The following is a 10,350-nucleotide window of genomic DNA, read 5'->3' as shown; positions in this document are numbered from 1 at the left end:
CTCCTATTTTGAAGAGATTAAAAATACAAGTGATGGAGCAAAAAAGACGTTTGCAAAATTAATGCAAAATGCACTGTACGGAAAATTCGGTATGCAAAGGGTTCGGCAAACGATTTTACCTGTCACAGAAATTGAGACATGCGAAGAAAAAGGCTATCCTTATGTTGAATTATTTAACCCTGTATATGGACAAGAATTTATTGAAGCAGCCGTCCCCAGCAAAGCGCCGTATATTCAGCCGCATATAGCCGCCTACGTTACGTCATACGCGCGTATTTTATTATATAGAGGTTTAATTAAACAATTAGAAAAAGGCGATGTGGCATATTGTGATACCGATTCAATAGCATGTGAAGCTATTTTTGATGATGACATGGTTGACGATAGAGAGTACGGTAAATGGAAACTGGAAGGTATTCTTGAAGAAGGTTTATTCATTCAACCAAAAACGTATTATGAAAAATATGCTGATGAAATAAAACCAGAAGAAATAGAAAAAGAAATATCCTCTTTTTCTCGGAATGTATTTAATTATCCCGAAAAAAGCAAAGTAAAACAATATCGTTTGGTCAAAGGTTCGGAGACAATGAAATTTAAAGGCATTCCCGGCGCGTATATCAAGAAATTAAATAGAGGGGTATATTATGATATCCTAGAGAAATTAAAAAGCTTACAGGCGCGTCAGGAGCGCGGAGAAATGATAACGAAAAAAGAAGCCTATTATTCTATTTATAAAGGCGAATTAAAAAGACGAAAATTTGCTACTATGCTTAAAATGGGTTCTGACGATTTTGATTTAAAGCAGGAAGTAAACAAGGGAATTTTACTAACGAATAGACAGAAAAGAAATATGGACTATATTAAAAATACAAGTCGTCCGCATGTGTCGTGTGACTTTTAAAAGAGTCGGGAAATTCATTTTCCCGGCTTTTTATTTTGCCTAAAAATAATTAAATATGAAATTAATTCATTTATTTTTATTTTTTGTCTTGAAATCGAACACATGTTCCTATATTATTTAATTTATCGAACAGAAATAGGACAAAAGGAGGATTTATTTTCTATGCCAAAAGAACTAGAAGAAAAAGAAGAAAAATCGTCTGCTGAAGAAACACCGAAAAAAGAGGAACAGGAGGACGCGCCAAAATGGGCAAAGAATCTGCTACAGGACATCCAAAACCTGATGGGAACAAAGGAACAGCCGCAGGGACAAGCACAGGAAATTCCAGTACCGGAACCGCCAAAAGTGGAGGAACCGGAGGAAGAGGAACAGCCAGCACCAAGCAAAGCGAAAACGCTCCTCGGGTGGTTATGGTAGATGTGCCGGGAAGTGACCAGGAGGAACAGCCGAAAAAGAAACGCGGTCGCCCTCCTGGTACTGGCACGAAAAAGAAAAGCGCAGCCAAGAAAAAGACGGCGGGCAATGTTGATTCATCCCAGCTGAAAATGCTGTTACTGACGACAAGCGCGATCGTGGCAGCACGACCTGGGATGGAAGACTTTGCATTAACCGCCGATGAAGCCGAACAGATATGTACGCCACTCGCAAACATCATGGCGAAGTCTGAAGGCGTGGCGGGTGTCGCCAGTGAGTATGCAGACCATATAGCGTTACTCATTGCGTGCTTTACGATCTTTATACCTAAATTCATTATGTGGAAATCCAAACAACCTAAAAAGAAAGAGGTACAGAAAAATGTCTTGCCAAAACGAGAACTACCAAAACAACCAACAGAACAACGAGGAAATGAAAGCGCGCCTGAAAGAACTAATCAAAAGCCTGCTGAACGATCTGGGGAACCCACTAGTAAGCAATTTGGCGGCTCCTTACATCAACTCATCCCTTTCGGAGGATATTGATGTCTTAAAATTCCTCAACCATTTAGAGGGGATGATCGACTATGTCCGGTATGGTGACGCTGAAGCAAGGTGACTTCTATTACAACATCCCCATGCATGAATACAGCCGTTATTGGTTTGAACACTTGGACATTATCGAACAGGGCGAGGAATTTTTAGTTGTGGAGAAAATCCCTTACGACAAAATCCCGAAACCGTCCATCATGGCTGCTATGAAAAGAGGTAAAGGCGTGAAGCGTGTTGTGAAAGCTTACAGCACGAAAGGAAGTGGAAAACATGCGAATGACAATTGGCGATGACGAACACGTTTTTATCTGTGGTCAAACCGGTACAGGTAAATCGGTTGTCGCTGAGGTATATCTCGCTGGGAAAGACCATGTGGTAAAGCTTGATACGAAAGGCGAAGTACACGAGCGCCGCAAGAAACGGCAGGAATTGTGGCATGGCTTGCAGGAAGGTAAGGACTTTACTGTGGTTCACCGATTGGAAGACGTGTCCGAGGTCGAGACGCCGAAAATTATCTATTGCCCGGTCGCTGAAGAATTAGAGCCGGAATATTACAACGCGCTCATGAGCTGGGTGTACAAGCGTGAAAATACGATTCTATGGATAGACGAATTAATGGAAGTCGCGCCAAGCGCCCATAACTACCCGAAAGAATTGAAAGCCTTATACACGCGCGGGCGTTCGAAAGAAGCAGTCGTTTGGGCTTGTACCCAGCGCCCAACAGACATTCCGGTCATTGCTATGGCCAACAGTTCACACTATTTCATTTTCACCATGCAAAACCCGGATGACCGTAAAAAGATTGTGAAAGCAACAGGGATGCCGCAATTTATGGAGCAACCCGGCGGGCACAATTTTTGGTATTGGAAAGTGGGTATGCAAAACCCGGTACTAGCAAAATTGAAGCTTTAAAGGAGGTGATGACTTGGAGACACGAAAATTTGCAGGTGTCGGGCTGAAGAACATGATTGTCATTGCGCTATTCACAATGATGGTCATTGTCGTAACAAAGGTTATTGTCACGAAGCATCCGGTTAACGGTGTGACGCAATTAGTAAACGCAGTATAAGGAGGAAAAAAGCATGAAGGTTAAATGGTTAGTTCATACGTTCATTACTGTATTTATCACGATGGTTTTCATGTGGATTATTAAGAAAGCTTCAGCAAAATATCATATCCCGGTTGTATCTACAATCGCGGCAGAAGTCTAAGGAGGAATTTTAATTTATGGCAACTCAACAGCAACTATCAGCACAGGCAAAGGCTCAACTATTCTCGCAGGCTACCCGCCAAACATGGCAGATGATGGGTACACAGACAGTGACAGAGGACGCACAAACGGTATCATTCAACCTACCGAAAGTACGCCTGCTATCACAAATTTTAGTTGAATTTGACGCGACTGTCTCTCTCAAATCGCAGAACGCGGCAATTCCAACTAAACCATTTTCACCATACCAGATTATCAGAAATATTGCACTGGAATTAAACAGTGGATTCCGTCCTTTTGTTGTGTCAGGCGAAGCCCTTCACCTATACAGCTTAAACCGATTGAATCCAGACGTTCTATTACCTGCATCAAGTCCGCGGGCGTTATCTTACATTGAAACAGCCGCGAGCACGTCAGGTAAAGACGCGCGTATTAAATTCCAAGTCGCGCTGCCATTAACTTTAAACCAACGTGACCCGGTCGGTCTTATCTTGCTACAAAACGAGGAGACAACCGTTTCCCTTCAGATTGATACAGCACGCGCGCAAGACGCGTATCAGTTGGCTACTGGAGACACCGTTACACTGAAGCAATTGAAAATCACGCCGACAATTGAAACGTTCTCCGTCCCTTCTGTACCACAAGCTATGCCGGATATTTCTGTCCTGAAGCTTGTAAACGAAAAAGGCGAACAGTTCACCGGGAACGGTCAAAATATCGTGAAGCTTCAGACAGGGACGATCTACCGTAAACTCATGTTTTACTTTACGGATGAGTCAGGCAACCCGCTGAAGGACAGCGACTTTGCGGGCAACTTGGAATTGGTATTTAACCAAGCCGACATCCCTTACAGCATTAAGCCGTCAGCACTTGCAGCCCGAAATCATTCGGACTTGGGTTATGTCTTACCGGATGGGGTTTATGTGTTTGACTTCTCTAACCAAGGCTTGCCAAACCTCGGCGGCTCTCGTGACTATATTGACACCGAACGTCTTACAGAGTTTTGGATTCGCTTCAATACTCAAAAAGGCGGGCGCGTGAAAATCGTTGCTGAAAAGCTTTCACGCTTGCATTAATACACGCGGGAGGGCTTTTCCCTCCTTTTCTTATTTGACTACTACGAAGGAGGATTTATATGAACGCACCATCACAAATGGGTCTAGGTGAAATGTTCTACCATGCCGCAGACTTATATCCAAACATGGGGTTTATGAGTACCCGAACGTCTACAGTTCCCGAAGCTGAAGATCAAATGTCTCTTGTCGATGATGAGGACACAGCAAAAGAGCATGACGTAAAGCAAGACCCTATTACATCAAAACAAATCTTGCTGGGGTTCGGCATTGTGTTCCTTGTCGTATTCCTATTCTCGGCAAGGGTGTAGGGGGTGTGACTTGTGGAGCAAATCTATTCAATCCTATTAAATAACGGAGCCATGGGCGTAATGCTCGCGTGGTTCATGTTCAAACAATCAAAGGATAACGAACAGACACGGGAAATTCTAACCGATCTGAAAATGGTTATTTCAAAAATCGGGGGTGCGTCAAGCAATGACTAAAATTCTTGTTCTCACCGTTATTATCATCGTGTTTTGGTTCTTCTTTATCCGCCGCAAAAAGAAGGGATAACACATGGAAAAAGGTCTTTTGTTTTTCACGCTGGCGCTCACAGCCATATGGATTATTCTTGATGACTTTTATGGCGGCAAACACCTGTCAAAGATGGCACAGAAAATGACGCCTGACATTTCTACACCGATGGACGTTGTAAAAGATGGTTGGGAATCTACAAAAGAAACCGTCGACGAAGCCGGAAAGACAGCGAAAAAGGCAGTTGAAAAAGCGACAGGATACGACACGTATAAAAAGTATCAAAAGATGAAGCCGGAGCAGAAAAAGAAAGTCAAAAAAGCCGCTAAAGACAGTTTCATAGATGGGTTTTGGAACGGTCTTAAACGCGGTTTTGGCTTGAAGTAAAGGGGTGATTCTATGCAAGAGTTTACAAAGTCTATGCGGTTTATTATCACCTTTCTCTTTTTCGTTATCCTGCTGGGTATGTTCACAAATGAAAAAATAACGTACACGTTCTTGGTACTTGTTCTCGCAAGTATGGCAGTCCTGAACGTTGACAAGGTAAAACAAATCATGGGAGGTCTTGTGGATGGTTAACAAGTTTTTTGACGTGATTGCGGGTATCGGGATTCTCATTGGTATTTATCTGTTCCTGAAAAATGCCAAGTCTACGACTTCCATTATCAGCACAATCGCGAGCAATTCAATTTCAGGCATCAAAGTATTACAAGGGAGGTAAGGCGGCATGATGGAAGGCTATCACCTTCAAAACCGGGTTCATGCGCTTCAGGAGCTTTCACGTCCAGTGGAGCTACCTGACGCGCAGCTAGGTATTGGAGACGCTGAAGAATTACGCCCAACACATGCCAACTTCATTTACCCGATGGTTCCGAAAGAAGCATTGATCGACAAAGTAACAAACATGAGTATTGAGAAAGCGACAGTCGATCTAAACGGAAATCAGGTAGATGAAGAAAACTTCCCTAAGAATCATTATTTCGGTGATCCGATAGGAGGCTTATATTGGTATGGCGGAATTTGAACAAGTCGGTCATGAATCCGGGGGTCATTCCCCGGGTAAAAAGAAATTCCAATTAAACAAAAAGAATATTGTCATTATCGGGTCGGTTGCAATTGGGGTCTTTCTATTAGTCTCCCTTGTGACGCGTGGGCGTCCTGCTGAGGAAGAACAGTACGTGACTTCTGAAGCATTAGAGGGTGATTACTTGGATGGCAATCCTATGAATTCAAGCTTGGTTCAGGCACAGCTACAAAACAATCAATCTCTCATTGAAGGTAGCGTTGATACAGCCTTAAACAACTTTGCAAATGAATTGGGGCAGAACCAAGAATCATTTAAGTCAGATGTAATCGACACCATTACCGATATTGGCAAGGAAAACAAAACGTATGTTGACCAAGTAAAGGACAGCATTTCAAAACAGCTTGCCGATCAAGCGAAGAAATACAGCAACTTGGAAACAGAAAATGACCAGCTTCATAAAGAACTGGAAAAGCTGAAGAACGCGAAACCGTCAACACCTGCCAAAACGACAACACCTGCTAAAAAACCGTCAACCCCGGCTAAAAAGCCATCGCCAGCGAAAAAACCGTCTACACCAAAATACAAAACGGTGACGGTGAAAAAAGGTGACACGTTGTCAGAATTGACGCAGAAATATGGTAAGGGTGGTACAAAAGCCGCGTATATGGAAACAGCCAAGTTTAACAAACTCAAAGACCCGAACAAAATTAAACCGGGTCAGAAAATCAAAATCCTGACAAAGTAGGTGGAAGTATGGGCGTAAATATAAAGCCGTTTATCAAAGACGCGCAAGCCATACAGAAAGAAACTGGCATCCCTGCATCCATCATACTGGGTCAAATCATGTTAGAATCAGGCGGTTCAAACCCGGGCGGATTGTCCGGGCTTGCCTACTACTCTAAGAACCTATTTGGAATAAAGGGAAGAGGTACAGCAGGAAGTGCCACGATGGGTACGACCGAAGTATATAACGGTAAGACCTATCACGTGAAGGATGGCTTTGCAAAGTACAACAGCTATCAAGATTCCATACGCGCCCACGCGGAACTATTATCCAAGCCGCGTTATGCGTCAAAGCTGAAGAACGCAAAAAGCGTTGAGGACTATGCGAAGGGAATCAAAGCTGGAGGGTATGCAACAGACCCTAACTATGTAAATAAGCTTCTCGGCATTATCAGCAGTAACAACCTTCACCAGTACGATGATAAGGACATTACATTCAAAGGAACGTCAGGAGCCGGGGCGACAGGTGGGGATTCTTCATCTTCAGGCACTGACGACAAATCATATTTATCAAATATCATGTTCGGCGTGTTCAGATGGTCTCTTATTCTCGGGCTTGCTATCATTGCAATCGTGTTCTTTATGAAAGCCTTCCCAGCAGTCGGAGACGTTGCGAAAGGTACAGCATCCACCGCAATGGATTTTGTTCCGGGTGGTCGTGCTGTCAAATCTGTTTCTAAGGGAGCCAAAGCCATTAAGAAAGGACGCAGCGCGTCAAACCACATCAAGAAAGCCGCTACAATAGCAAAAGGAGTGAACAAGAATGCCGGAACTAGTCAAACAGCCGGGGGATGACCATAAAAAGAGTACATGGCGTGAACAGACCGTCACCATGCTACCGGGCGACATTACAACGGTTTATTTTGACGACACAAAGCCGAACCATTCAGCCATAACAAATAACACAAGTCAGATCGTGTACGTACACGAGCGCCCGAGCGTGTCGCCTAACAATTATCTTTTAGCCGTAGCGCCGGGGTCAACAAAGCTTTTGGCGCGACCGCTCGGCTATCACACAATCTACCTTGACGCCGCGATCGTGCAGCCCGAAAAAGTCCGGGTCGAATCTTGGATTGAGAAATTTACAGCGTCATCTATACCACAGTCCATTGACACCGTTCAGCTTGGGCAGATGACAGGAACCGTAGATATATCAGCGTTACCGCCGCTTGCGGCAGGCGACAAGCATATTGGGAGTGTTGAGATAGATAAGCCTGTCACACTCGGCGGGTCTTCTATCCCGGCGACACAACCTGTACCAACTCGGGAAGCCGGAATGAATGACTTTAGGGTTGGTGGGGTGAGTGTAGGCGTCACGCCTGTAATGGCAAAGTCAGGTTCTAGCAAACTGACAAACCGCCGAGAGTTGACGATCTACCCGCCTAACTCGGGTGTCATTTATTGGGGTAAGCAGGGTGTCGAGACGACTACAGGTGCGCCGCTCACGTCTAACGACAGCCCGCTAACATTTAAGGTTCATAGCCAAAGCCCTGACGTGTACCTAGTCGCTGATACTGAGACAGTCGTCACAATCGTGGAGGTGTCCTAATTGATTGAACTCGGGTCAAGGCGGACGCCGCCCTATGATGATACAGGCGTCAAAACAAGTATTTCAGATTTAAAAGACAAGATGGCAAAGCTTCAGGACACCGTTGACCATATGGACGTGTCAGATGAGATAAAGAACGATATTCTGACGCTTCAGCAAAAAGTCCAAGCGTTAGAGGATACCGCGGACGGTGGGTCAACTGGTGCAACTGACCAACAAATTCAAAGTATGAAGGCTGACGTTGATTCATTCGGCCGAGTCTTGGACGCTCATGTAAAGGACACGACCAAACACGTATCGTCTGAAGACCGTACCAAGTGGGACGGTATGAGTGACAGGGTGACGACATCAGAAACAAACCTGAAGAACCATATCGCAAATGCTAAACCTCACGTCTCGGATTCTGAACGTTTGAAATGGAATCAAGCTGCTACGGATGCGACACAGCTGCAAAAGGATTTACAGACAACGAATCTATCGCTTCAGGATGTTATCGGGGTTCAAAACTTCTCACAGAAATATGCATTAACGGATGCTGAAGGAATGCGGAAACGGTTGGCTTCAGCTGACAGCATATTCACCGCACCACCCGGTTTTTATTATGGGACAGGATGGAATCAACTACCGTTACCGGGTGACGCTTCTTGGTACTATCTCGACATTCTACCAGCGCCAAACGGTCTGCGGAAATTGGTTCTGACACGTTCCTATGATAATACGTCATGGATTGGTGTTATACACACTGACAATGTATTCAGGGGTTGGCGACAGCTGTTTACACAAAATGATTTTATGGCGCTCACATGGTATAACCTTCCGTTATTGAATGGAGCAAAGGCGTCAGGAAGAACACCGCAGTATACCCGCTGGGGAAACATCCTCATGCTAAAAGGTGACGTGGCGTGTGACCTCGGCGTTGACTTTGCACAATTGCCCGCGTCATATTCACCGTCAGACAAAAAGGCGGTCATGGCAACAGCATACGGAACGACAGGCTTCACAAAATTTTATATCAACACTGACGGTAAACTGGCGTTTGTCGGCTTTTCAGGAAACAATCAGTCCGCCGTGTCCAGTTGGTCATTAGACGCGGCAGTGCCTTACTAGGAGGGTTGGAGCAATGGAAATGATACAAGTATTCGTATATGATTCGGATTTCATCTTCGACTATCCTGAAATTGTTCCGGCTGATTCCGTACCGGATAATGCGACAACCGTACAGCCGCCGGGATATTGGCGGGCGCAATTTCAGAAGGATAGAAAACTATGGATTGAATCCGCTTCAGACGAACAAATAAATGAAATGAGACAACAAATGAGGGAGAGTGTAAAAGAATGAGTTTCATGGAGAATGTTGCAAGTGAAGCACAAAAATTATACGGTGTAAGTCGAGTTTTACCTTCAGTTATCACAGCACAAGCCATACATGAGTCAAATTGGGGCAAATCCGGGCTTGCTACGCGTGCAAATAACCTGTTTGGTATAAAAGGTATCGGGAACGCTGGAACCGTTCATATGGGCACGTGGGAGGTTTTAAACGGGGTCGATAAAACAATCAAAGCAGGGTTCCGGGCGTATAAGTCTGTTCGCGATTCTATCATAGACCTTGTGAACCTCTATAACCGTCTTGACCGTTATAAGGCTGTTGTCGGGGAAACGAACTATGTACAAGCTTGTGCCGCCATCCAAAAGGGTGGATATGCGACAGACCCGAACTATGCGAAGAAGCTTATCGCCACAATCGAAGCCCACGGGCTGACGAAATACGATAAGGTCGGGAACAAAGCCGCAGTGAAGGCGAAACCTGCCAAGTCGTCCGGCTCGACATATACCGTTAAGGCGGGTGACACATTGACAGCAATTGCAAAGAAATATAATACGTCAGTGAAGGAGTTGGCGAAAGTGAACGGTATTAAAGATGTTAATATGATTCGTGTTGGTCAAGTCCTGAAGGTATCAGGAGCCGCACCATCCGGCGGTACATTCTACACCGTAAAGGCGGGCGACAACCTGACGAAAATTGGTAAGAAATTCGGTGTGTCCGTTAAGACATTGACCACAGTTAATCGTATCCCGGATGCGAATAAGATTTATGTCGGTCAACGGTTAAGGGTGAAATAATTTACAATATATACTAACATTTGTTAAAATTAAGTAGAATAGGAGCCGCGGAAGACTTCTATTCTATCTGTAACAATAGAGTCACGCCCGAGACACAACCCGCTGGAAAAATATCCGGCGGGATTTTTTATTATTGACAGTTCCCGGGTGACATGTTAATTAGCACAGAAATGTGGGATTGTCAAGGAAAATCAGTGAATTTAGC

At 44.6% G+C, this 10,350-nt stretch carries 15 protein-coding genes; all 15 read left to right on the top strand.

Translation table 11 applies throughout. The annotated features are described in order from the left end of the window. The coding region (locus ACFV4F_RS39425; protein ID WP_380510121.1) for a hypothetical protein at positions 1-901 on the top strand (901 nt) is incomplete at its 5' end. A 102-nt stretch (positions 902-1,003) separates the two neighbouring features. After that, positions 1,004-1,318, top strand: coding sequence for a hypothetical protein (locus tag ACFV4F_RS39420; RefSeq protein ID WP_377998110.1), 315 nt, complete (start codon positions 1,004-1,006; stop codon positions 1,316-1,318). Next, positions 1,306-1,860: a hypothetical protein gene (locus ACFV4F_RS39415; protein WP_376642749.1), complete on the top strand. Its 555-nt coding sequence runs from the start codon at positions 1,306-1,308 to the stop codon at positions 1,858-1,860. The genes ACFV4F_RS39420 and ACFV4F_RS39415 overlap by 13 nt, the downstream gene beginning before the upstream one ends. A gap of 50 nt (positions 1,861-1,910) precedes the next feature. After that, positions 1,911-2,159: a hypothetical protein gene (locus ACFV4F_RS39410; protein ID WP_376642747.1), complete on the top strand. Its 249-nt coding sequence runs from the start codon at positions 1,911-1,913 to the stop codon at positions 2,157-2,159. Further along, positions 2,137-2,778, top strand: a complete 642-nt coding sequence (locus ACFV4F_RS39405) for a hypothetical protein (RefSeq protein ID WP_376642745.1) — start codon at positions 2,137-2,139, stop codon at positions 2,776-2,778. The genes ACFV4F_RS39410 and ACFV4F_RS39405 overlap by 23 nt, the downstream gene beginning before the upstream one ends. Positions 2,779-3,093: 315 nt before the next feature. Further along, on the top strand, positions 3,094-4,152 hold the full coding sequence (locus tag ACFV4F_RS39400) for a hypothetical protein (RefSeq protein ID WP_376642743.1): 1,059 nt from the start codon (positions 3,094-3,096) through the stop codon (positions 4,150-4,152). Between the two features lie 59 nt (positions 4,153-4,211). After that, positions 4,212-4,460: a hypothetical protein gene (locus tag ACFV4F_RS39395; RefSeq protein ID WP_080467411.1), complete on the top strand. Its 249-nt coding sequence runs from the start codon at positions 4,212-4,214 to the stop codon at positions 4,458-4,460. A 247-nt stretch (positions 4,461-4,707) separates the two neighbouring features. After that, positions 4,708-5,052 carry a hypothetical protein gene (locus ACFV4F_RS39390; RefSeq protein ID WP_376642741.1) on the top strand — a complete coding sequence of 115 codons (345 nt, stop codon included), beginning with the start codon at positions 4,708-4,710 and terminating at the stop codon, positions 5,050-5,052. 340 nt (positions 5,053-5,392) lie between these two features. Then, positions 5,393-5,689, top strand: coding sequence for a hypothetical protein (locus ACFV4F_RS39385; protein WP_063336321.1), 297 nt, complete (start codon positions 5,393-5,395; stop codon positions 5,687-5,689). Beyond that, the gene (locus tag ACFV4F_RS39380) at positions 5,676-6,437 is read left to right on the top strand and encodes a LysM peptidoglycan-binding domain-containing protein (RefSeq protein WP_376642739.1); all 762 of its coding nucleotides are present in this window, start codon (positions 5,676-5,678) and stop codon (positions 6,435-6,437) included. The genes ACFV4F_RS39385 and ACFV4F_RS39380 overlap by 14 nt, the downstream gene beginning before the upstream one ends. A gap of 8 nt (positions 6,438-6,445) precedes the next feature. Then, positions 6,446-7,270, top strand: coding sequence for a glycoside hydrolase family 73 protein (locus ACFV4F_RS39375; RefSeq protein WP_376642737.1), 825 nt, complete (start codon positions 6,446-6,448; stop codon positions 7,268-7,270). Then, a complete protein-coding gene (locus ACFV4F_RS39370; RefSeq protein ID WP_376642735.1) occupies positions 7,239-8,024 on the top strand; it encodes a hypothetical protein in 786 nt (261 codons plus the stop codon). Before ACFV4F_RS39375 ends, ACFV4F_RS39370 begins: the two co-directional genes overlap by 32 nt. Further along, positions 8,025-9,131 carry a hypothetical protein gene (locus tag ACFV4F_RS39365; RefSeq protein ID WP_376642734.1) on the top strand — a complete coding sequence of 369 codons (1,107 nt, stop codon included), beginning with the start codon at positions 8,025-8,027 and terminating at the stop codon, positions 9,129-9,131. A 13-nt stretch (positions 9,132-9,144) separates the two neighbouring features. Then, entirely contained in the window at positions 9,145-9,363 is a 219-nt protein-coding gene (locus ACFV4F_RS39360) for a hypothetical protein (protein ID WP_376642732.1), read from the top strand. After that, the gene (locus ACFV4F_RS39355) at positions 9,360-10,145 is read left to right on the top strand and encodes a glucosaminidase domain-containing protein (RefSeq protein WP_376322298.1); all 786 of its coding nucleotides are present in this window, start codon (positions 9,360-9,362) and stop codon (positions 10,143-10,145) included. Before ACFV4F_RS39360 ends, ACFV4F_RS39355 begins: the two co-directional genes overlap by 4 nt. Positions 10,146-10,350 lie beyond the last annotated feature (205 nt).

Source organism: Kitasatospora sp. NPDC059722 (genome assembly GCF_042733235.1).
In the GTDB taxonomy this organism is placed as follows: domain Bacteria; phylum Actinomycetota; class Actinomycetes; order Streptomycetales; family Streptomycetaceae; genus Kitasatospora.
Note: the sequence above shows the minus strand (reverse complement) of the source record. Positions and strands in the feature narration are given on the sequence as shown.

Excerpts from the sequence above, each read along its gene's own strand:
- ACFV4F_RS39420 (WP_377998110.1), top strand. The coding sequence starts at position 1,004 with ATGTTCCTATATTATTTAATTTATCGAACAGAAATAGGACAAAAGGAG.
- ACFV4F_RS39410 (WP_376642747.1), top strand. The coding sequence starts at position 1,911 with ATGGTGACGCTGAAGCAAGGTGACTTCTATTACAACATCCCCATGCAT.
- ACFV4F_RS39405 (WP_376642745.1), top strand. The coding sequence starts at position 2,137 with ATGCGAATGACAATTGGCGATGACGAACACGTTTTTATCTGTGGTCAA.
- ACFV4F_RS39400 (WP_376642743.1), top strand. The coding sequence starts at position 3,094 with ATGGCAACTCAACAGCAACTATCAGCACAGGCAAAGGCTCAACTATTC.
- ACFV4F_RS39395 (WP_080467411.1), top strand. The coding sequence starts at position 4,212 with ATGAACGCACCATCACAAATGGGTCTAGGTGAAATGTTCTACCATGCC.
- ACFV4F_RS39390 (WP_376642741.1), top strand. The coding sequence starts at position 4,708 with ATGGAAAAAGGTCTTTTGTTTTTCACGCTGGCGCTCACAGCCATATGG.
- ACFV4F_RS39385 (WP_063336321.1), top strand. The coding sequence starts at position 5,393 with ATGATGGAAGGCTATCACCTTCAAAACCGGGTTCATGCGCTTCAGGAG.
- ACFV4F_RS39380 (WP_376642739.1), top strand. The coding sequence starts at position 5,676 with ATGGCGGAATTTGAACAAGTCGGTCATGAATCCGGGGGTCATTCCCCG.
- ACFV4F_RS39375 (WP_376642737.1), top strand. The coding sequence starts at position 6,446 with ATGGGCGTAAATATAAAGCCGTTTATCAAAGACGCGCAAGCCATACAG.
- ACFV4F_RS39370 (WP_376642735.1), top strand. The coding sequence starts at position 7,239 with ATGCCGGAACTAGTCAAACAGCCGGGGGATGACCATAAAAAGAGTACA.
- ACFV4F_RS39360 (WP_376642732.1), top strand. The coding sequence starts at position 9,145 with ATGGAAATGATACAAGTATTCGTATATGATTCGGATTTCATCTTCGAC.
- ACFV4F_RS39355 (WP_376322298.1), top strand. The coding sequence starts at position 9,360 with ATGAGTTTCATGGAGAATGTTGCAAGTGAAGCACAAAAATTATACGGT.